Genomic DNA, 22,940 nt, shown 5'->3' with positions numbered 1-22,940 from the left:
AACGCTCGCTTTTTTATTTCCTAAGGGTCTGACCTCATCTTGGCCGTTACTCTGACTGGCTCACTCTTTGTGGCGCTAAGGCGTCCAGTTTCCAAACCCGACCAAAGTGCTTGTAGTGCCCGGCTTGCTCGCCTGCTTCACGACCCATGCCATGGTATAAATCCAGGTGATTTTCTTTCACCGCGCCACCGGTATCTAGTGCCATTAACAGCTTGATCACATGCTCGCCCGTCCAGTTGCCTTGCTCATCCAACTGAGGCACTTCAGCCAGTAACACACTGCCCATGGGTAAGTAACGTCGATCCGCCGCCACAGACGCCCCGGCTTTCAACGGAATCCCCGCCGTGCCACTGACAGGATCAGCCGCCTTTGGGGTAAAGAAAACATAAGAGGGATTTTGCTCGAGTAATTCACGCACTTCATCTTTACTGTGGGCAGCCACCCACTCTTGGATCGCTTTCAGCGACATTTTTTCGCGCGGAACCTCACCTCTCTCGATCAGCACTTTTCCAATGCTGACATATGGGTGACCATTCTTGCCTCCGTAGGCAAAATACTCCAGTTGGTCGTTATCGCCAAAATGCACAAAACCGCTGCCTTGTACTTCCATAATAAAACTATCGATAAGGGAGGCACTGTAGCCCAGCTCTAAGCCCTGCCCATCCAAGGCGCCAGCATAGATAGCAGCGCGATCTGGACAGTCGTCATCACAAGGGGGTTTGGCGTAGACAGGATAGCGGAACAAATCATCCGGCTGGTGGCGCATTTCTATCACCGGAGAGAAATACCCGGTAAACATCACGTTCCCAAAGTCATCTCCCCCTGCCATTTGGTTCACTTCCAAGCCATAATCCGCAAGCGCCTCGATCTTGCCTCCCGCGTCTAACCAGGCTTGCAAACGCTGATAAACGGCTTGATGCTCCGCCACTAACGACGGAGAGTTGGCGGTCACCGCCGCTAACTGGTCATTGAATAAACTAAAGTCTCGCGGGCTTTCAGAAGCCACTTGTGGTACTGGGGTGAGTATCGATTCAAATCGCCCATCAATATATTGTTGACCCCGGTCGGTAGGACGCACACATCCTGCCAATATCGCCACACACGCCATCACAACTAACGCTTTTTTCACACCATATTCCAATCAGTGAGTTAATAGCGCTAAGGCTCGCAAAAAGCGCCCCGCTTGGCAATCAGTTCTCGAGGTTAAGTTTGTAACTGTCTGCAAACCAATACAGATATATTGTGACGCTATTCGGCTTACTTCCTTTACCAAGACGACATTCATCAAATTGTCATATAAATATTATGTACTGACCTTGCAACAAAACTGCATAGAAAGTGCAACATAAAGGAGTAAAGCAGCGATGGATTTAAAAGTTGGGCGTTCAACGCTACTTGATAGTGATGCAGTGGAATACCAATGGATTCGTATGATGGCCACCGAAGGCTGTACACGCCAGGTGATTAATACCAGTATTCAACGTTGTCTGGGGGGTGATGCTGAAACCGCCGATCTCTTGCGGAAAGTGGCAACAAAACAGTGCTCGGTCAACGAGCTTCTCACCACCTTGGAGTCACAGCACTTCTGAACCAGGCCGCGTAGCGGCTAACACGTCCCTCATGAGCGATTATCTTTGGCAAAAAAGGATGTGTAATGAGCAGGTTCAATACGCTCGAGCGTCTTTGCGTCTTCAACCCGATATAGGTAGGTTTCGGTTCCTATCGTATATTTGAGCAGATCGCCATCAAACTGATACTCAGTGGTGGCGCGGCTCCCATTGGTGTAAATACCATCAGAGCGTATTTCAAACTGGTCGGCGGCATAAGGTGCCACATCTTGTTCTACCCATTCGCCATACAAATCGGCTTGCGTCACGTCAGGCGCAAAAATGGCCGGCTGAGTCGCCACTAAAAACCCCGTCCCACCAAATAAGATCAAAAGAACTAATAGAACCACTTGTTTCGTTTTTCGCACACGCTTACCTCTCAGTGCTTTTTATTCCAGCATAACTGACTCATTACTTTATTTTAGACGCTGAACGCTAGATTGTGATCTTGCTTCATCTACCGACATTGCGAGTGGAAGTGTTGAGAGTGCGCGCGAAACCTTATCGCTTCACGTGCGCCTTGACACCAGACAGGACTTGACACTCAGACCCGAAAAAGAATAAAAAGGCATATATAGTGAATAATTAAACAGGTGTCCGCGTGAAAATAAGAAGTACCGCACTGGTTAAAGGATTTCGCCAATCGGCCCCGTATGTCAACGCTCACCGAGATAAAACCGCGGTGATTATGCTGGGTGGCGAGGCGATGGCGGATGAGAACTTTCAGAATATCGTCAATGATATCGCCCTACTCAACAGCCTGGGCATGAAACTGGTGTTGGTGTTTGGTGCCCGTCCACAGATTAATTGCGCCTTAAATCAGTACGGACTGGAAACGCCTTATCACAAAGGTATTCGCATCACCGACAACCATGCGCTTGAAGTGGTCAAACAAGCGGCCGGCCAAGTGCAACTCGACATCACGGCACGCTTATCCATGGGGCTGAATAACACGCCCATGGCCGGCGCTCAGATCAATGTGATCAGTGGCAATTTTGTTATCGCGCAACCGTTGGGCGTCGATGAAGGAATTGATTATTGTCACAGTGGCAAAATTCGCCGCATCGATATTGACGGTATTCAGCGCCAGCTCGATCAAAACGCAATCGTGCTGATGGGGCCAGTGGCCAGCTCAGTCACTGGGGAATGCTTTAATCTCACCTCCGAAGAAGTGGCGACTCAGGTTGCGATTCGGTTACGCGCAGACAAGTTGATTGGCTTTTGCTCCGAGCAAGGGGTTTTAAACCAAGACAGTGAGGTGATTTCTGAGTTACTGCCTACCCAAGCCCAACCGCTTTTAGAGGCGAGAGAAGCTGCTGGCGATACTGGCTCTGGCACCAGTCGCTTTTTACGCGGCGCGATTGCTGCGTGTCGCGCGGGCGTCACCCGCAGTCACTTAATCAGCTATAAAAAAGATGGGGCATTAATCCAAGAGCTGTTCTCGATTGAAGGGATCGGCACCCAGATCGTGATGGAGCGTGCCGAAAAAGTGCGCCAAGCCCAGATTGACGATATCGGTGGGATCTTGGATTTGATCCGCCCTTTGGAGCAACAAGGGATCCTAGTACGCCGCTCGCGGGAACAACTGGAGCAAGAAATCCCACGCTTTACCATCATCGAGCGGGATGGATTGGTGATAGGCTGCGCCGCTCTCTATCCGTTTAGTGACGCGCGCACCGGCGAGATGGCATGTGTCGCTATTCATCCCGACTATCGTGATGGCGACCGCGGTGTCATGCTGCTCAATCACCTCAAACAACGCGCCAAAGCCAAAGGGCTCGAAACCATTTTTGTGCTCACTACCCATAGTTTGCATTGGTTTCTGGAACAAGGCTTTTTGCTCTCCGATGTGTCAGCACTCCCCAACACTCGCCAAGAGCTGTACAACTATCAGCGTCGCTCTAAGGTGCTGACCTTGGCGCTTTAGCAGATGTCACTGCACTCAAGGCGCTATCAAGGCATCCGGCAAACCACTATAACGGGCGGTGCGTGCGCCTACACCGTGACGCAGCACCGGCCAAGACGCGTAGAGATCAAGCTGGCGCTTCGCCCGCGTGATGCCGGTGTAAATCAGCTCGCGGGTGAGCACTGGTGAAATGGTAGGCGGACACACCAACACCGTATGCGCAAACTCCGAGCCCTGTGATTTGTGTACCGTCATCGCAAACGCGGTTTGATGGGCGGGCAAACGGCTGGCAAGCAAATAGCGCACTTCGCCATCGTGGGTTTCAAACGCTACCCGGGTGATCCCCGCGTGTTGCACAGCAATCCCAATATCACCGTTGTACAGCCCCAGGGCATGATCGTTTTGTAAAATCATGATCGGCCGGCCGTGATACCAGGTGTCACGCTCTTTGGCGATTAACCCCGCCGATGCCAAGTGCTGCTCAATGGCTTGGTTGAGGCCAGCGACACCAAATGGGCCTTCGGTCAATGCACACAACAAACGAAATTGGCTAAAGGCACTCAGCACGTCCGCCATGGATGGCGGGTTTTCGAGCGTCGCATTATCGAGTGTCGTTAAGTAATCGCGATATCCTGTCACCGCTTGTTGCATCAGGGTCTGATAACTGTCATCACTCAGCACATGGTGGGTAATATCGCCATAGCCGCGTTTTAACACCGCCCCCACCTCGGCCATCTCTCCTCGGTTCACCGCAAAGGCGAGCTGGCCAATGCCGGATTGGGCATCAAAACGATAACTTTTGCGCAACAGACACAGGGCACTAGCAATCGCTGGCGCGTGCCGATTTTCGGGTACGTCAAAGCCTGTCAGTTGGCTTAAACGCGCGGCTTGCGCCGCTGGATAGCCCGCCTCGGCGTACTGACAAATATCCCCTAGCACCGCCCCCGCTTCCACAGAGGCAAGCTGATCTTTATCCCCCAGCAAAATAATGCGTGTTGAAGGCGCCAAGGCATCGAACAGCTGTGCCATCAAGGGCAAGTCCACCATCGAGGCTTCATCGACAATCAATACATCCGCATGCACGGGATTATTTTTATGATGGCGAAACGCCACTCGCTGCGGAATCGCTCCTAATAATCGGTGAATGGTGCTGGCTTGGGTCGGCAGCGCCGCTTTCACGTCATGATCAACAGGCAAGGCAGCAATCGCCCGTCCCAGAGATTCAGTCAATCGGTTAGCCGCTTTGCCGGTCGGGGCGACCAGCTTGATGGTGAGCGCAGCAGAGGTTGTGCGCTCGGCATGGTGTGACGCCACCAGCGCCGCCAACAAACGGGCGACGGTGGTGGTTTTACCCGTACCCGGCCCACCCGAAATCACCGCAAACGGCTGGGTCAACGCGGTGGCTGCCGCCACTTTTTGCCAGTCTATCTCTGCCTGTGAGGCGGCAAATAAATTATCTAGAGTTTGTCTGGCCTCATCCGGTACCGGCAGCGCCGTCAGACGCTGGCGAATATGCCCCGCCACTTGCTGCTCGGCATGCCAGTAGCGATGTAAATACAATCGGTGTCCGGCAAGCACCAAGGGCGTCGCCTGCGTCCCGTCAGACACCACCGACGCCTGTGCCAATTGCTCGCTTGGCGCTTGGCTATCAATGTGCGCCAATAAAGGCTGCCAAGCGACATCACTGGGTGGCTGCCATTGGTGCAAATCAAGGCAGACATGGCCTTTGCCCACTTCGCGACTCAGCAGCGCCGCCCATACTGTGATAGCAGCCTTATCTAATTGGGTGTCTTCTTCGCCCATCAAACAAGCAAATTGCACATCAATCGCTCGCAATTCCCCGCTCTGGTAGAGTGCCATTAATGCTTGTTTCATACCGACTCTCCAGCAAAGAGGTTGTCTAAGGCGTCAATCAGCGCCTTATCGGGACGGTGCGCGAACACACCGGTCTCGCCGCTATCACTGGCGCCCCGTAAAAAGAAATAAAACACGCCCCCCACATGGGTGTCGTAATCATAATCTGGGATCCGCTGGCGCAAAAAGCGGTGCAGCGCCAAGGTATAGATCTGGTACTGAAAGTCGTATCGGTGCGCGATCATCGCCTCTTTGAGCGCCTCAGGATGGTAATCGGCCACACTGTCCCCTAAATGGTTCGACTTCCAATCCAGCACGTAATACTTGCCGTCGGCGCGGAAGGTTAAATCGATAAAGCCTTTTAACATCCCGCGCGCCGTGTCAAAGCTGAGCTGGCCAGCACGCGCTGATAACGCATCATATCGCGCGGCGAGTCGGTTGAGTCGCTGGCAGTCTAGTGCGGCCAAAGGCATCACGAACTCCATCTCCGTTAATCGACTGGCGTTGTCAATTTGGTTCAGCCTCAGCCCTTGGTCACTGAGCGGGTGCTTCAATACCTGTGTCATCCACTGCTGCAATATCGGGCACCACTGTGGGTCATAGTTTTCCAAGCTAAGGTGATGGGTAATAAGCTCAGCGACTTCTTCACTCATCAAATCAGCGGTAAAGTCCACCTCTTCAAATAAGGTATGTAAAAAGGTACCGGCTCGTGCGCCTTTGGGAAACGCGAAAACCGACCAAGGATCCACCGCTACATCCGGCGTTTCCTCATCGGCGAGGTCATCGTCCGCGTCCAAGTCGTAACTGGCTAGTGTGGGCAAGGCGCTGACATGATGGCTTTGTTTTAACAGCCCTGAGTAACTGGTTAAGCGCCACTGACGGTCAATCTTGCCGTCAAACTGACGCGCGCTTAGCGCCTCGTGCGCACCCGTTTGAGGGGCATAACGGCTATCATCCGGCTCCGGTGGCGCAACCACAGCCACCGCATCACTCGTGTTCGCCAATCCAGCCAAACTCTCGGCCAGCAGGCTAGCATCACCGGCTTCTCCATGCTGGAGCAAATAGCCGAGGGCCGTTAAGTGCAAGGCCGAGTCTTTTTGCCGACTGTTACCTTGTTTAAGAGGTGCACAGCCGATAAAACACCCATACACGGCACGGGTCACCGCCACATACAGCAAGCGGATATCTTCAGCCAGCCGCTCTTTTTCAGCGCGTTCTTTGCCTTCATCAACATTATCCAGCGCCAGCACCGGCTGATACTGTTCATCATGATAAAACGGTTGGCTGCTTTCGCGATACTGACAAGCAAATGGCAAGTAAACCAGATCGTATTCCAAGCCTTTCGATTTGTGGATGGTAACGATTTGCACCAAATCACGCTCCGACTCCAAGCGCACCTGCTGCTCTTCCGATTGTTGAGCCGGCTCGGCCATTCGCTCTTGTAACCAGCGGATCAGCGCGTGGGGGTTATCCAATTGCTGGCTGGCACTTTGCAGCAACTCCGCGATATGCAAAAAGTCGGTCACACAGCGCTCGCCTTGCGGCATCGCCAACCAGTTTTCTGCCACTTGGCGGGCACTGGCGACTTGGCGAAGCATCGGCATCACCCCACGGCGCTGCCAAGTATCACGGTAATGGCTAAAGGCCACCACCTCTTGCTCCCACAAGGCTTCGTCTTGATTAAGTAGCGCCAGCTGCTCGGCAGTCAGGCCAAATAAGGGGCTGGCTAGCGCTGCCCGCAACTTACGCTCGTTTTCAGGCTGCATCACCGCCACTAAGATGCGCTCAATATCGCTGGCGACAGGGCTGGCGAAAACATTATCACGGTTAGAAAGATACACAGACGCCACGCCTTTTTCAGCCAGCGCTTGCTTGACCAGCTGTGCCTCGCGTCCGGTGCGCACCAACACGGCGATATTGTGCGGCTGAATTTCGGCTTGGCCGGAAGGCGTCTGTAGATAACTATTGCCCGCCACCGATTGGTTGAGCACTTGCGTAATATGCTGTGCGGTACTCACCGACAAGGTCTGTTCAAAATCTTGCTTGCCACACAATTCATCCGGGCTGTGATGCCAAAAGGTGAGCGCGGGCTGCTCGTTTCCCTCCACCACCAGCGCCTTTTGTTTGGCGCTAGGCGACGAGGCCACCTCTAAAAAGGGAATACTGTCTTGATAAACAAACGGTGCCTTCGCACGAGAGAACAAGGCATTGACTCCGCGCACCATGCCATCTGTCGAGCGCCAGTTAGTAGCCAGGTTATAGTGATCACTCACCTGCGCACGGGCATGAATATAGGTGAAGATATCGGCACCACGAAAGGCATAAATCGCCTGCTTAGGATCGCCAATCATCATTAAACCGGTGCGCTCACCCTCTTCCTCTGTCTCTGCGTCTGCGAATACAGGGGCATCGTCCGCCACTGGTGGCTGATAGACAGTGCTAAAAATCTGATATTGCAGCGGGTCGGTGTCTTGGAACTCATCAATCATTGCCACCGGATATAAGCTGCGAATACGCGCAGCCAACTGACCTTGGCTATCTTGGTCAAGTGCGCTGGCAAGTTGAGAAAGGAGATCGTCAAACGAGAGCCACCCTTGGCGGCGTTTTTCTTGGCGGAGCAGCTGCCGCACTTCTGTAATCGCCAGTGCAGTTAATCCCGGTTTTAACGTCGGCGGCTGATCAACCAATGCCTGAATTTGATCAAATAGCGCTAGGCTCGGTGGCTCAGCTTTACTCTTGGCCGCCAACGTCTGTTGGGCGAATTTTTCCAATTTGTCGGGCAACTGGTAATCAAGCGTCTCGGCATTAGCCCATTGTTCCATCGCATTCAGCCAGTTCGCCAAATGATCTTTGCGATAACTGCGGCCATCGAGCTTAGCGGCGCTAAGCTGGTCGGTGATTTGCTCCCCCGCCTCGCGCCATGCGCGCTTCACCCCGTCAATCTTGGCTATCGCCGCTTGGTGTGCCGCCATGAGATCCTCGCCGAGATCAGGCGCCTTGACCATCACTTCCGGCCCGGATAAATAGGGCGCAATCTCTTTTAATAAGGCCTCCGGCGCGGGCCAGTAGCTGCTCACCACACCGGCTAACGATTTTGGCAGCGGATAAAAACGACGACGCCAAAAATCGGCTGCCGCGCGCGCTTTAATTTGTCGCTCGTCGGTGACAAATTCATGACTGAACAGGCTGCCCGATTCAAACGCATTTTGGGTCAGCATCCGCTGACAAAAACCGTGAATGGTATAGATAGCCGCTTCGTCCATCTGACGCTCGGCCTCTAACAGTTGCTGCGCCGCGGTTTTATGATCGCTAATCTCTGCCAACAAAGGTGCAATGATAGGATCGTCACTCTCCCCGCGCATAAAAGCAAAACGCGCCTCATGAATGCGACGCCGAATACGGTCTTTTAGCTCTTGGGTTGCCGCTTCGGTAAACGTCACCACCAGTATTTGCTCGACCCGACACGGCGCTGCGCGGCCATGCCCAAGCAACAATCGCAGGTACAAGCCAGCAATGGTAAACGTCTTACCGGTGCCGGCGGAGGCTTCGATTAATCGGACGCCATCAAGTGGCAAGGTGAGCGGGTTGAGGATCTGCGGTTCCATATCATTATTTCATCGCCTAGTCTGCCCGCTATTGTAGCAACCCCTTGGGGTAAAACATATTCTAACGAAGGTAACCAAGCGGAGCAGCTAACGTTTTAACAAACGGAGGTACACCCTCATTGGTCAATCTGCAGCCACGCTAGTCACTTGCCGGAAACCTTGAAACGCCTCTTTCATAGCTAAATCGAATAAAAGTCATGATAAGGTCACGATCTTTTTCTTCACTTCGTTGGTGTGCCTCTCCGACTAGGTCAAAAACAGCCGATTGCCAAAAGTAATGGGCTGGCGTGTTTGTCCGTAAAATGCGAATTTGCCAGTTCCCTTGATGTTGAGCGACTAGTTGTCTGAAGGCAGTTTTGCCAACGTTTGAACCTCGAAAGCGGTTCATGATAAAGAACTGATCCATATCTAAACGAGACATATCCTCAGGGTATCGGCGTAGCATCGCAAACCCTGCCAGTTCATTATCCGCATAAATCAAGTAAGCCCAATGATGAAGGGCGTCATCATATGGGGCGAGAACATGATCGGGGACACTAAAGCATCCTTCCTCAGTTAACGGCAACGCTATAAATGGCGACATGTCATACATATAAAGCTGAAAAAGGTTCTTCAATACTGTGTGAGATTGGGAAGAAACGGGAGTTAGCGTTATGTCCATACTGGCCACCTTTTGGTGCTGCATAAGCTGGCAGCATGGTGAATCAATTGCCGCTTAAACTTATGATCCTAAAAATAAAATAGGTTATACCATAAGCAGAAAACGCGTCACGATCAAAAAAGGCCAGCATCGCTGGCCTTGGTTCGTTTATTGAGACTCGACGTTTACGACTGAAGCCAAACTGGGTTGGTCCATGCCGTGCTGCCGTCTTTGTCTTCCACTTCTAGGTTGATCCAACCTTCTGCATCCGCAGGAATAGGCAGTGATAACTCAAGACGCTGTGTGCTCTCTTCGGGGTTAATGGTGATGCTGTTTAGCACCTCACCACCTTGACCGATTAAGCGCACTTCTTTGAGGCCATCCGCAGCGACCACATTAATATCCCATTTATCACCTGCCTTGGCGGTTTCACCAAACATGATGTTTTGTGGATATAGAATTGGTCCCTGAGTGGCATAGCCGTGACCAGCTTTCAACGCTTTAGCAAAGGCCAGTGGCGTCAACTCACCGTCAACGTTAGCCATCATACGAATACGACCAGTCAGCTGGTTCCACGCATCATGAGTATCGGTACCCGCCGTGAAATACATAGCTTCGCCGCTATCCCACATATCATGTGCTTTTTTCAGAGTCGGCTCGTTATCGACACGTGCGTTAAGCTCCATCAGATCGAAACGGTCTGTCTCACCGCCCGGCACCGCATCTTTGGCGATATTAGTGAAGTAACCATAATCGTTGTAAGGATGGTTCATCGGCACCACTTCTGCGCCCATATCATGCGCGGCATCAATCAGAGTATGCACGTCATCAGTACCCGGATCGACCGTTAGTGCTGCGCCATTGTCGATGGGGAATGGGTTCATGTGACCCCAAGAAGGCGAAATCTCAATCGATGGGATGAAAGGCACACCACGTTTTGCTGATAAGTCAGCAAAGACTTTGTGATTAATGGTGGAGTCGTGATCACTGATAAAAGTCAGATCCAAGTCAGTTGCCAGCTGAGCCTGCACCACGATTTCTGGTGGGGTTACCCCTTCCAGCACATTGCCGTGGTGGTGCAAGTCAGCGCCATACCAGTGGTTACGGTTCGGGAAAGTCACCTGAGGCACTTTCACCACTTGTTGATTGGTTTTGCCCGACTCGAGCGTCACATCCAAGGTTTGTGATTCTGCAGTAAAGCCCGCACCCGCGTTAATGCCCAGCTTGTATTCACCCGGTGCCAGTTTTAGCTCGGCATGGCCGGCTGGCAGCAAGTCAGTGAAGAAGGTGCGTTTACCCAAGAACTCAACCGGTGGCGCTTGGCCTTCGATAATGGTGACACGCGCGTCTTTGGCGACACCAGAGGCGGCCTCTTCCACGTTAAGTGCAAGCGTTGCAGGGCTTTTCAGCGATGTGAAGTCCAGTGTCTGCTCACTGTCAGCACTCACGGTAATAGATTGCGGCTGGCTATTCGCATGCCCGGTTGCCGTACCATACACTTGGTACTTACCTTCCGGCAATGCCATGTCGTACTGGCCATCTTTAGCAAGCGTCCACGCGTAAGGGTGGCCGTCTTTTTCAATCATCACAATCGCATCGTCCGGCACGTTACCGTTGTCGGCACGAAGTTGACCGGTAATGGTGCCCGTTGCTTCGCCATGACGCTCAGCTTCCGCTTTGACAATCGGTGCCATATCGCCGTTAGGAACAACCTGCAGCTTTGAGTCAAAGGTACGGGTCTCACCGGCTTTCAGCGTATGGCCCAAATACATATCGCGGCCATTGTATTTGATGCGGTCAAAATAAGGCGCATGCAGTGCGAAGGCCCAATCACGATCATACGCGACCATGCGATCGGCAAGGGCATTATCGGCCATCGCTTCTTCATTGCCTTCAAGGCCCGGCACCGCGAACTGATAACCCGTATCCGGCCAGATTGTGTGGCCTGATTCCAGCTCAAGATCGTCTTCGCCTTGGTTGGTCATTACGGTTTTCAGCCCAATCGAATCAGAGCCGGCTTCCAAGGTATACCAAGTGGTAATGTCGACCTTGTCGAAGTTACGGCTCACTTTGATCACCGCTTTTTCATCGCTGTCTTCAACAATATCAATCGACTTGCGATCGTTCGGCCAGGCCGACCAGCTATTAGGGATGAAATCTGCAAAAGCGACTCGGTCTAGATCAATTTTGCCATTTTTCACCGCCGCAAGATCCACCAAGGTGCCACGTGGCACACCCCACGGTGGCGCAGACTCAACCGCCAATGCGAACGCGACATGCTCGTTCTTCACCGTGATGTCTTGCGCGTGGGTTGCCTCGCCATCGGGGATCGCAGTCTTGCCTTGAGTAATACTGACGTCGGCGTGCGCTGAGGCACCCAGCAAAAGGCCAGAGACTAAGGTTGCCACTGCGCTTTTTGAGAATTTATGCATGAAGGCACTTCCTTTTTTTCATGGTTTGTTATGTGAATTTTCGATGACATTGTGCGTTAAGTTAATTACACGTTCAAATAAAAAACATCAAAAGAAGCCTACAAAACCACATGAATAATACGTCCACTAACAAATATAAAAAAAACAAACCATTGTTTTAAATGAAATTATTTTCAAATCCAGCTATTCAAATGATCGTTTGAAAAATATTTAGACCCCAAATAGATTGACCCCTAACGAGACGCACGATGCGCAATCTTTAACCAACAAATTGGTAACAACTGTCACTCGACGCGCAGAAATATGGACGCACCTCTCGCTCACTCTCCTATAATACTCGAGGCATCACATTGAGTATAAATTCACAATAAGAGATTAAAGATGCAATCGAGTCACTCGTCATACTTTTGACGACAATCGACGCATAATAGAAAGCCAAGCATCAACTTGGCTACAGGGAGAAGATGGGGAGGAGACAGAGGCCGCTGACTCACATGAGGAGGATTCGCTGAGTACTAGTGTTTTTGTCGCTGCGCTAGCATCGGCATTAAGTGGCGATCGCCTGTAGCTAATAGCGCCTGGCCGAAGCTTTCACGCCATTGCGGCCAAACACGGTATACGTAAGGGTCTTGTACTTCACCAGGATTGAAGCCCCCGACAAAGGCATCACACATGGCTTTTAGCGCTTTGTCTTGGCCGGTTTCACTGTAATCAAAGCCTTTTTTGCTATCACGGGCTTTTATCCCCGCTCCGACTGAGCTTGGCAGATAGGTAAGCGGCTGATTGAGGCCCTGTTGATAATCTTCAACCAAAGCTTGTAAGTGTGCACGCGCGTCATCTTTACTGAGTGGGGCAAACTCGATGGTTTCTTTCACCCCCACCAACGTACTCGGCACGGCTTCGCCCATCGCGCATTGGCATAAGTGATCGATCCATACCGCAAGTTGATGACGCACGGTCAGATCGCCGCAATGAAAGCGCACCAAGCTGTCTTGATAACGCCGATTAAGCCAACCTTGCAGTTGTACCTCGCCCAACGCAGTAGGGAGGGTCAGATTAAGTTCAAGATCGGGGCGCGGCGCGGCGAGCAAAGGCGTTAAGCGTTGGTACATGTTACGGATCACCGTAACTTGCGTATCCAAGGTCAATTCGCCAAAGTACGCCAAGGGTAATTTGCCCTGCCCACGCTGTCGGGCCATAAAGTCCTGCACACTTTGGGGGCTGTCATCGGTTTCAATAAAGTGCGCTAACAGCTGATCGCGCAGCTGAAAGCGGTGCAAGGTATCTAAACTAAAGGGTTCGAATTCTTCTAACGGCGCTTCTAACTGCTCAAAGAAGACTTTCAAGCGGCGTTGGAAAAAGTAGCGCACGGGCAGCCGCCAAAAGCGCTGCAATTCAGCCAACTCAATCACAGGATCCTGGTGGCTGTCCGGATCAGGGCTTAACGCATCGCCAATAAATGCCGGCAGTTGCGTCCCTTGTCCTTGGGCGGCCGGTAGCCACTCTTGCGCATAACTGCCACCGTGAGCAAACGCCTCAGGGCTAAAGGGAGTGAGTGGATGCGTCTGGATAAGCGTCTCTTCCAGCCGCTGACGTGACTGGCGTTCGGGTAAGTCGCGGTCACCAGCCAAACAGTAGCCTTGGGTGCAATACTCAAGCAGCTCGGTGACCAGCACCGATGGGACTTTTAAGCTGTTGTCTTGCACTGAGCGACCGACATAACTGATATACAAACGCTGCTGTGCTGACTGCAGCGCTTCTAAAAATAGGTATCGATCATCGTCGCGGCGCGAGCGATCCCCTGCCCGGGTGCGGCCCACCATCAGATCAAAACCGACGCTGGGCACAGTGCGCGGGTACACGCCATCATTCATTCCTAGCAGGCACACCACATCAAAGGGAATGGAGCGCATCGGCATCAAGGTACAAAAGTTAACCTGCCCGGCTAAAAAGCGCTGGCTGACTCGCTCGTTATTGAGGCGACCATTAAAGTAATCGCGCACCACGGGCAAGGTTAGCGTATGGGTAAAGGCGGCATCGCTAAGCTGTGTCAGCCAACTGTCTAACTGGGTACGGATCAATTTGACTGCTACCTCTTCATCCCCTTCTATGGCGAAACAGTCATCCAGCATTTGGGTCAACCGCGCCACCCACGTCTTGCCATCGCATTCAATCGCCAGTTGCTGCTGGTAGTGAATTAAGGTGTCGATAAACAGCCCTAAACGCCCCGCCAGCTCCGCATTAAGCCCTTGGACTTCATCATAAGGCACGGTGTCTGCAAACAGCCCTGCCTCACTCGGCATCGCGTAGCCGAGTAACATACGTTTCAAGCCAAATAGCCAGGTATTCTGATACTGTTCGGGCAAGGCAAATTGGCTGGCGGTATGGGTATCAAGCCCCCAGCGAATACCGGTTTCTTCCACCCACTGTTTAATCTGATCAAACTGTTGGCTGTCGATGGAAAAACGGCGCGAGACCGCCGGCACCTCAAGAATTTCCAACAGCTCCGCCGCACTACACCGACTATCGGGCAGGGTGAGCAGACGCAAAAAGGCGGCTAACACCGGGCTTTCTTGATCGGCGCTGCGATCTGAGATGGAAAACGGAATAAAACGCTCGCGAGGCGCATTACCAAACACCGCTTGAATGGCGGGGCTGTAGGCATTGATATCCGCCACCATCACAATCACATCGCGGGGGCTCAGTGATGGGTTAGCCTCAAACATCGCGAGTAACTGATCGTGCAGCACTTCGACTTCGCGCATCGGGCTGTGACAGGCATGGATAGCGATGGAAGCATCATCTGGCTCGATTTCTGTTTTCGCCGCACTGGTCTCGGTTTGCTTGGGATCACCCGGCTCATTCAAATCCAAAATATCGGCTTGGAGATGATGCAGCAGGTGATCGCGATTAATAGGTACAAAGCCGCTATCAATCTCATTACAGGCCATTTCCGAGAGTAGCAGTAAGTTATCGCGCCCCAGTTTTCCCATCGACGCCAGCAAGCTGTTCCCTACTTCACCGTACTCGGGCTCATCAAGCCCCAGAGCCAATTGGCTGTCGGCGGGGATGTCTTCAATTCGGCTGATTTTATCGCGGTCCAATGCGGCACGTTTAGCCAGATAGCGCTTGTCGCGAATATCGCCCCAATAATAACGGCATGGATTGGTGAACATAAAATGCACCTCCACATGCTCACCTAGGGCTTGCAACGCATCCAGATAGCGTGGTGGAAGCGCCGAGATACCAAACACAAAGACCCGCTCAATATCAGCCAGCCCCTCAGGTTTGTGCTGATGGCTGGTTAAGGTGTCGATAAACTCTTGATACAAGTTAGCGCGATGGTAAGGCGATTGGCCCAGCGCCAAGGTGTGATCGTATAAGCGACGCCACAGTTTTTGCTGCCAAGGCTGCACATCGTCAAGCTCGGGCACCGGTTGCTCTTGCTCCCATGCCAGCACCCACTCGGGGCGATAGACCAAATACTGGTCGAAAATATCGGCCACTTTTTCGGCCAGCTGGTAAGCACGCTGCTGATCCTGACTATCTTCCAAATACGCGGCTAAATCAGCGAACTCAGGCGCATCCAGGCAGCTGGGCAGAATATCCATTAGCTTCCATGTCATCGCCTCTTTGTTGAAATCACTGCGCTCAGGCACGCCATCCAACACCCGCACAAACAACTGCCAGATAAAGGTGGCGGGAAGTGGGAATTCGACGTTAGCGACAATCTGCTGCTCGTGGGCGAGTGCCATTTTTAACCACTGCGCCATGCCGGGGCTTTGCACCAGAATAAGTTCTTTTTGAAAAGGGTCAGACAGCGGTCGCTGTTGGATCAGGGAGACCAACAAGGATTTCAACAGATCGAGCTGATTAGAGTGATAAACAGTAAACACAAGGCGCTCACATGGGAAAGATAACTGGCATCGATTGTGGCCGATTGCCGTGATAAGCGCAAACCGCCACCGACACACCGCGACCTCGCACACGACTTGCTAACCGTGTGATAGCACAGCAAATCGCTGAGCGATTAAACCCGATTGTCACCCACACTGAAGGCGATCAGCTGGCTGATATGGTTCAGTGAACGGCCCGACTCTTGCTGCCACTGATTAAATGCCTGTTGCGCCGCTTGCATCGCCCGTTTGGTCTCTCGGCCGCTATCAACAATTTTGGTCGCGCGCAGGTAGTGCTCGATATCGCGGGTGAACAAGAAGGTGTCCTTGCCCATTCGGCGCAAGGTATAAGCACCGGTATTCCCGCCTAAACGCTTACCGTGTTTTTTTAAATACTGCCATAACCCGACAATATCTTCGCTGGGCCAATCGGCGACAAACTGGCTAAAACTGCCGTGCGATTGCTGCACGCGGTGGATCATTTCCGCGTTGTGCGGAATCGTCATCACCTTGGTAAGGTGACGAATAATCGCTGGGTTGGTGGCTTTTTCTTCCCACATTTCCGGCGGCATCAGCAGCATTTTCTCAATATCAAAGCCCCAGAACACCTCTTCAAATCCGGGCCACTTTTTACGGACCACCTGCCAACTAATGCCCGATTGAAACACCTTCTGACTAAACGCCGCTAACCAGCGATCATCCGGTATCTCACACAAGGCATCATGTTCAAGCGGTGCCACCAGCATATGCTCTAACGCACGTTGACCGCCTTTACGCTCAGCGGCACGTTGATAAATGGTGCTAAATTTTTCTCTCATGTCACAATCATGGCAGGGTCAGTGGACAATGGCCCTTATCCTACTGTATAAAAAGACAGTGAATCAACGAAGAGAGGGTAATTATGGCCGTTATCGTCAAGTACGTGGTCGAACGCGAGGGAGAAGAAAAGATGACATTTACCTCCAAAGCCGAAGCCGACGCCTACGACAAAATGTTAGATATGGCGGATGCGATGTTCGATCTGATTGGAGAGAGCGAACTGGTAGACGACGAAGAAAAGCGTGAAGCCTTGTCGCTATACCTTGCTCAACACAAAGACTCCGTCCTCGAAGCACTGGGTGCCAAACGCAAAGCGGCTAAGAAAAAGCCCGCTAAAAGCGAGACCAAAGCGGACGCAAGTAGCGACGATAAAGACGCCGACGCGGCCTAATGTTGTGATTGCTGACCCTTTTAATATCCGCGAAAGAGCAAGCCAATTTGGCTTGCTTTTTTATGCCTGTCTCCTGACGCCTATGCATCAATATGAATCGGTGCGCTGACCTGTAAGCATTTTTTCTTTCACCCGCCGTTAAGCGCTTCCAACCACCGCCGCTTGTCTTTAAGATGAAGTGTTTGATGTTTTAAGCCCAACGACACAAGGAGATCTCCCCCAATGGCAAGCTTTGCTCTGGCACTTGGTACCGCCACTCAAAACCAGGACGGTAAAATCATTGAAGCCTATTTCCCGGCGCCCCTGCTTAACCCTAGTGATGATCTGGTGAGTGCCTTAAGTGCGCTAACCGATTATAGTGCCGGTAATCAGGTACTAGCGATTGCTCCAGAAACCTGCGCTGCAATCAGTGAAGCCTTCGCCGCCGCTGGCGCGCAAGAGGCAGCTAACTTTGCCAGCAAGGCTCAACAAACCACACAGCCGCTGGTGCTGGTGATCCTCGAAAATGACAGCAAGCCTGCATCGGTTGCAGAAGGCTTCCTCAAGCTACAACTGATCTCGCACCGCTTAGTGAAACCACATGGTGTGGTGCTAGAAGGGCTCTTTGGCCTGCTGCACAACATTGCTTGGACCAACCAAGGCCCGATCGACTTGCCAGAGTTGCCTGAGCGTCAGATGGAAGCGCGTTTGAAAGGCGAAACGCTGACCGTTGAGTGCGTGGATAAATTCCCGAAAATGACCGATTACGTGGTGCCCGCTGGTGTGCGTATTGCCGATACCGCCCGCGTTCGCTTGGGCGCCCATGTCGGTGAAGGCACCACAGTAATGCACGAAGGCTTTATTAACTTTAATGCCGGCACCGAAGGCAAGAGCATGATTGAAGGTCGAATCTCTGCAGGTGTGATGGTCGGTCAAGGTAGCGACATCGGCGGCGGTGCATCGATTATGGGTACGTTAAGTGGCGGCGGCCAGATTGTCGTTTCGATTGGCGAGAATTCACTATTAGGTGCCAACGCGGGTCTTGGCTTCCCACTCGGCGATCGTTGCACCATCGAGTCAGGGCTGTATGTCACCGCTGGCACCAAAGTGACTATGCTCGACGCCGACGGTAACGCCGTAGAAAGCATCAAAGCGCGTGATTTGGCGGGCAAAGCCGATCTGCTGTTCCGTCGTAACTCTAAAACAGGTGCGGTTGAGTGTTTAACCAACAAAAGTGCGGTTGAACTCAACCACGATCTACACGCTAATAACTAATCAAGCGCTCTTTGAGTTCTTGTCAAAGGCGGCCCACTTGGTCGCCTTTTTTATGCCCACGTTGCTTTAAACTCTATCGCAGCACCGCAAGCGCCAAAAAGCACCAGCAGATTTGTGGCACATTTTTAACCACAGGTAAAAGGTAGGGAAATACATAGGCGCGACGCGCCCCTGACCGGCGGGTGAATTAGCATTCGTTATCTCTCCCAACGTAGCATTTTTATCAGTGAGTTCAAGGCTTTTACGGCCTTTTCGGTATCAGGATTCGCGAGTGCTCACAGATCCTCCTATCAACATCTTTCCCCCCTTTAAACATGAGCTAAGTCACGTTATCAATACTGAAAAGCGGTAATCTGAAGATGAACCTAATACAGGGGAACAAAGAGGAAAGAGTATGAGAGTGGAAATTGCAGGCAAAAACATCGAAATCACTCCCGCCATCCGTGAGCGCATCGAAAGCCGCTTTGAAAAGCTGGCCAAGTGGCAGGTGGCACTCATCAATCCTCATGCTGTGATCAGTAAGGAGCCAAACCACCAGTTCAAAGTAGAAGCCAAAGCTGGGCTACCAGGTTCAACACTGGTTGCCTCTGCCGAAAGCGACGACATGTACAAAGCGATTAACGAGATGGGCCAAAAACTCGAGAAGCAACTGAATAAGGTCCAACACAAAGGCGAAGCGCGCCGTAACGATAAATCAGCCGCGACGGTTGCGATGGAAGAAAATCCAGCCGATGAGGAAATCTAACCCTCAGCGCAACACCTAAATCGCTAAACATGTTAGCCCCGTCCTCGCGGGGCTTTTTGATCCTTGACACGCCTGCCTGCGCCCCATATGGTTAATCCATACGCAAACATAACAACACAACGCCCCATGCTGATTCACGCTCGTTTTTTTCGCTTCTTTTTTATCTCGCTAACGCGGGAGGAAGCGTGCTAAGCCCAATCAGCCTGGCGCACTAACCTCCCAACCGGGAGGTTTTTTTGTATTAGAACAAGGATAATGTATGCCAAACACACCACGCCCACTGGATGAGATACGCACACGGATAAGTCAGCTTGATCAAGAGCTGCTGACACTATTGGCCGAGCGCCGTCGCTTAAGCCTGGACGTCGCCAAAAACAAAGTCGCGGTGCAAAAACCCATTCGTGATCAAGCGCGCGAGCAAGCCTTATTAGAAAAACTGGTGACCAAAGCGCAAGATCACCAGCTAGATGCCCACTATGTACTGAGTCTGTTTCACACCATTATCGAAGACTCGGTACTGATTCAGCAGCGCTATCTGCAAAATCTGGCCAACCCAGACAATCAACGTCCAGTGGCACGGGTTTCTTTCTTGGGTAACCAAGGCTCATACTCCTATCTCGCCGCGCGCCAGTACTTTAGCCGCAAGCAAACCGAACTGGTGGAAATGGCCTGTGACAGCTTTAAAAAGGTGGTAGAAACGGTAGAAACCGGCCATGCCGATTACGGTATCTTACCGGTAGAAAACACCAGCTCTGGCTCAATCAATGAAGTGTACGATCAGCTGCAGCACACGCGTTTATCGATTGTCGGTGAGCTTACGCTGCCTATCGACCACTGCCTGCTGACTGTCGGCGACCAAGACCCAAGCCAAATTGATACCTTGTATGCTCACCCGCAGCCGCACCAGCAATGCAGTGAATACATAGATACCTTGGGTAACGTGAAGAAAATCTACTGCTCCAGCACCGCTGAGGCCATGCAACAAGTGGCGGATTTAAACCAGCCCAACGTGGCCGCGATTGGCCATGCTGCCAGTGGTGAGTTTTACGGTTTAACCGCAATTAAGGGCGAGATAGCTAACCAACAGCAAAATCACACCCGCTTTATTGTGGTGGCCCGCAAGCCGGTGAAAGTGTCGTCACTGACCCCTGCCAAAACCACGTTTATTATGTCGACCTCACAGCAAGCCGGTTCCTTAGTCGAATGCTTGATGGTACTGCGCGAGCGTGGCATCAATATGACCAAGCTCGAATCCCGCCCCGTGCTCGGCAACCCCTGGGAAGAGATGTTTTACGTCGATGTTGAGGCCAACATGGCTAGTGACGTAATGCAAAGCGCACTAGACGAGCTCACCACCCTGACCCGTTATCTAAAAGTGCTCGGCTGCTACCCGTCAGAGACCATTTCCCCCACCGAGGTATCCCTGCCGGACAATCACGAGTAGCCATTAACGTCAAAAGCCCACGATGTGGGCTTTTGCTGATAATTCAACGCTGAGCGGCGTATTTTACATAAGCTAGGTCGCGCTGCGATGGGTCGCATCGTTGGCTTGTCGCAGCAGGCCTTGGCTTTCTTGTAAAAAACGTGGGGCATAGTCTCCAAACCAGTTTTCGACTTGGGCAAACGCATCGACAAAGGTGGCTTTGTCGTGTTGTTCAAGCAAATCAATCGCTTCGCCAAAGCGCTGGTAAAAGCGCTTGATCATCGCCAGGTTTTGCGGCGAAGACATAATAATATCCGCATACAGACCCGCATCTTGGGCGAACAGACGCCCCACCATGGCAAGCTCTAAGCGATAAATCGGTGAGCTTAGCGCGGTAAGCTGATCGAGGTTGGGATTTTCTTCTGCCAGATGCACGCCGTAAACAAACGACGTAAAGTGGCGCAGCGCTTGGATCAGCGTCATGCCTTCATCATGCTCAATGGCACTGATCCGGTTTAACCCGGCACCCCAAATACGAAATTGCTCGAGCAACCATTGGTACGCCTCAGGGTGGCGGCCATCGCAATAAACAATCACCTGCTTGGCAAGGCTGGCCACATCTGGGCCAAACATCGGGTGCAGCCCGACCACAGGCCCTGAATGCGCGGCTAACATCGCTTGTAGCGGACCTGATTTGACGGAGGTGAGATCCACTAATAAGCAATCGTCTGGCAGCTGGGTCAGTTTACTAATGACTGCTTCCGTGACGTCAATCGGCACCGACACCACCACCATACCCGCGTCAGCCAGCAAGGCGTTGGCATGCTCCCAATCATCTTTATCCAGCACAGTGACTTGATAACCAGAAAGCGCAAACAAGCGCGCAAACAAACCACCCAGCTGCCCTTTACCGCCGATGACTACTATCCGGCGTAAATCCGGGTTTAGACACTTAAAGCCAGAGTCGTTTTCACTGCTGTACGACTCGCGCATGGTGCGACGCAGCACATCTTCAATTAAATCCGGTGGCACGCCTTGCGACTGTGCTTCTTGACGACGCGAAGCGAGCATCGCCGCTTCACGGTCCGGTGCATAAATGGGCAAGCCATGCTGGCTTTTTACCTCTCCCACTTCTGCTACCAGCTCTAAACGGCGCGCGAGCAGGCTCACCATTTGTTTATCGACATCGTCTATTTGATCGCGCAGTCGGCTCAGTTCTGCCACCATGATTTAGCCCTGTTGAATACGTTGTTGAAGAGAGGTTGCCAGCTCTTGGTGAGCATGACGCAGCAATTGTTCGGTAGACGCCCAATCAATGCAAGCATCAGTGATCGATACCCCGTATGCCATTTCATCTTTCGGCAGATCCGCTGATTGGTTGCCAGCGTTGAGGTGACTTTCAATCATCAAGCCAATCACGGAGCGATTACCTTGTTTGATTTGATGGATCACATCTTCCGCCACCAGCGGCTGGCGACGATAATCTTTACGTGAATTCGCGTGGCTACAATCCACCATCAGGGACGGGTTCAGTCCCGCGGCCTCCATTTGCTGCTCACATTCAGCGACGGAGACTGAGTCGTAGTTGGTTTGCTTGCCGCCGCGCAGGATCACATGGCCGTTCGGGTTTCCTTGGGTATTCAGCAATGCCACTTGCCCGGCTTGGTTGATCCCCATAAACCGGTGCCCAGATGCAGCGGCTTTCATCGCATTGGTGGCGGTGGCCAAATTGCCATCCGTGCCATTTTTAAAGCCGATTGGCATCGACAGGCCACTGGCCATTTCACGATGGGTTTGTGATTCGGTGGTACGTGCGCCAATCGCCGCCCAGCTAAACAGATCGCCAATGTATTGCGGGCTGATCGGATCCAGCGCTTCGGTGGCCAGCGGGATCCCCATTTGCGCCAAATCTGTGAGCAGACCACGCGCTTGCTTTAAGCCTGATTCGACATCAAAGCTGCCATCCAGATGGGGATCGTTGATCAACCCTTTCCAGCCTGTGGTGGTGCGTGGCTTTTCAAAGTACACCCGCATCACGATAAACAAATGATCGCTCAACTCATCCGACAAGGCTTTCAGACGACGCGCGTAATCTTTTGCTGCTTCCACATCATGAATCGAGCAAGGGCCACACACCACGAGTAAACGATGATCGCGTTTGTGAATGATATCCGCCACGGTTTGGCGCGCTTGGCTGATCGCCGCACGGGTGCTTTTTTCAATCGGAAATTGCGCGCGAAGTGCTTCTGGCGTGAGCAGAACTTGCTCATCGCGGATATGGACATTGGTCACCGAATCTTGCTGCATAGCCTTGCCTTAAATTGTTCATTAGGTTTTACACAGACAATATCAGGCTCTATTTTAAAAG

The 22,940-nt window shown here is 52.2% G+C and carries 16 protein-coding genes; 6 read left to right on the top strand and 10 right to left on the bottom strand.

Annotated features, from left to right (window positions below; translation table 11 throughout):
* Positions 1-46: 46 nt before the first annotated feature.
* Positions 47-1,129: a murein transglycosylase A gene (gene mltA, locus BGL48_RS15615; RefSeq protein ID WP_069363507.1), complete on the bottom strand. Its 1,083-nt coding sequence runs from the start codon at positions 1,127-1,129 to the stop codon at positions 47-49.
* Between the two features lie 235 nt (positions 1,130-1,364).
* Here mltA and BGL48_RS15610 point away from each other — a divergent pair, with 235 nt between their 5' ends.
* Positions 1,365-1,589 (top strand): hypothetical protein, encoded by a 225-nt coding sequence (locus BGL48_RS15610; RefSeq protein WP_069363506.1) that lies wholly within the window; start codon positions 1,365-1,367, stop codon positions 1,587-1,589.
* 29 nt (positions 1,590-1,618) lie between these two features.
* Here BGL48_RS15610 and BGL48_RS15605 read toward each other — a convergent pair whose 3' ends face one another.
* The gene (locus tag BGL48_RS15605; protein WP_069363505.1) at positions 1,619-1,975 is read right to left on the bottom strand and encodes a DUF2850 domain-containing protein; all 357 of its coding nucleotides are present in this window, start codon (positions 1,973-1,975) and stop codon (positions 1,619-1,621) included.
* A 233-nt stretch (positions 1,976-2,208) separates the two neighbouring features.
* On the opposite strand from BGL48_RS15605, the gene argA reads away from it, so the two are divergent.
* Positions 2,209-3,534, top strand: coding sequence for an amino-acid N-acetyltransferase (gene argA / locus BGL48_RS15600; protein WP_069363504.1), 1,326 nt, complete (start codon positions 2,209-2,211; stop codon positions 3,532-3,534).
* Between the two features lie 15 nt (positions 3,535-3,549).
* On the opposite strand, the gene recD is transcribed toward argA, so the two are convergent.
* The 6 genes from recD to BGL48_RS15570 form a co-directional block, all read right to left on the bottom strand.
* Positions 3,550-5,388, bottom strand: a complete 1,839-nt coding sequence (gene recD, locus BGL48_RS15595) for an exodeoxyribonuclease V subunit alpha (RefSeq protein WP_069363503.1) — start codon at positions 5,386-5,388, stop codon at positions 3,550-3,552.
* A complete protein-coding gene (gene recB, locus BGL48_RS15590) occupies positions 5,385-8,972 on the bottom strand; it encodes an exodeoxyribonuclease V subunit beta (RefSeq protein WP_069363502.1) in 3,588 nt (1,195 codons plus the stop codon). The genes recD and recB overlap by 4 nt, the downstream gene beginning before the upstream one ends.
* A 139-nt stretch (positions 8,973-9,111) precedes the next feature.
* Complete coding sequence (locus tag BGL48_RS15585) at positions 9,112-9,633, bottom strand: GNAT family N-acetyltransferase (RefSeq protein WP_069363501.1); 522 nt, start codon at positions 9,631-9,633, stop codon at positions 9,112-9,114.
* 164 nt (positions 9,634-9,797) lie between these two features.
* Positions 9,798-12,044: a CehA/McbA family metallohydrolase gene (locus BGL48_RS15580; protein ID WP_069363500.1), complete on the bottom strand. Its 2,247-nt coding sequence runs from the start codon at positions 12,042-12,044 to the stop codon at positions 9,798-9,800.
* 515 nt (positions 12,045-12,559) lie between these two features.
* Positions 12,560-15,940: an exodeoxyribonuclease V subunit gamma gene (recC, locus tag BGL48_RS15575; RefSeq protein ID WP_069363499.1), complete on the bottom strand. Its 3,381-nt coding sequence runs from the start codon at positions 15,938-15,940 to the stop codon at positions 12,560-12,562.
* Between the two features lie 134 nt (positions 15,941-16,074).
* Positions 16,075-16,758 (bottom strand): DNA-3-methyladenine glycosylase I, encoded by a 684-nt coding sequence (locus tag BGL48_RS15570; RefSeq protein WP_069363498.1) that lies wholly within the window; start codon positions 16,756-16,758, stop codon positions 16,075-16,077.
* Positions 16,759-16,841: 83 nt separating this feature from the next.
* On the opposite strand from BGL48_RS15570, the gene BGL48_RS15565 reads away from it, so the two are divergent.
* From BGL48_RS15565 to pheA, 4 genes are all read left to right on the top strand, one after another.
* The gene (locus BGL48_RS15565; protein ID WP_069363497.1) at positions 16,842-17,150 is read left to right on the top strand and encodes a YebG family protein; all 309 of its coding nucleotides are present in this window, start codon (positions 16,842-16,844) and stop codon (positions 17,148-17,150) included.
* A gap of 222 nt (positions 17,151-17,372) precedes the next feature.
* Positions 17,373-18,404: a 2,3,4,5-tetrahydropyridine-2,6-dicarboxylate N-succinyltransferase gene (dapD, locus tag BGL48_RS15560; RefSeq protein WP_069363496.1), complete on the top strand. Its 1,032-nt coding sequence runs from the start codon at positions 17,373-17,375 to the stop codon at positions 18,402-18,404.
* A gap of 394 nt (positions 18,405-18,798) precedes the next feature.
* On the top strand, positions 18,799-19,149 hold the full coding sequence (gene hpf / locus BGL48_RS15555) for a ribosome hibernation-promoting factor, HPF/YfiA family (protein ID WP_069363495.1): 351 nt from the start codon (positions 18,799-18,801) through the stop codon (positions 19,147-19,149).
* 259 nt (positions 19,150-19,408) lie between these two features.
* The gene (gene pheA / locus BGL48_RS15550) at positions 19,409-20,593 is read left to right on the top strand and encodes a prephenate dehydratase (protein WP_069363494.1); all 1,185 of its coding nucleotides are present in this window, start codon (positions 19,409-19,411) and stop codon (positions 20,591-20,593) included.
* 72 nt (positions 20,594-20,665) lie between these two features.
* On the opposite strand, the gene tyrA is transcribed toward pheA, so the two are convergent.
* Positions 20,666-21,799, bottom strand: a complete 1,134-nt coding sequence (gene tyrA / locus BGL48_RS15545) for a bifunctional chorismate mutase/prephenate dehydrogenase (RefSeq protein WP_069363493.1) — start codon at positions 21,797-21,799, stop codon at positions 20,666-20,668.
* A 3-nt stretch (positions 21,800-21,802) separates the two neighbouring features.
* Positions 21,803-22,879 carry a 3-deoxy-7-phosphoheptulonate synthase gene (locus BGL48_RS15540; protein WP_069363492.1) on the bottom strand — a complete coding sequence of 359 codons (1,077 nt, stop codon included), beginning with the start codon at positions 22,877-22,879 and terminating at the stop codon, positions 21,803-21,805.
* Positions 22,880-22,940 lie beyond the last annotated feature (61 nt).

Source organism: Salinivibrio sp. SS3, from assembly GCF_001722105.1.
Taxonomy (GTDB): domain Bacteria; phylum Pseudomonadota; class Gammaproteobacteria; order Enterobacterales; family Vibrionaceae; genus Salinivibrio; species Salinivibrio kushneri.
Note: the sequence above shows the minus strand (reverse complement) of the source record. Positions and strands in the feature narration are given on the sequence as shown.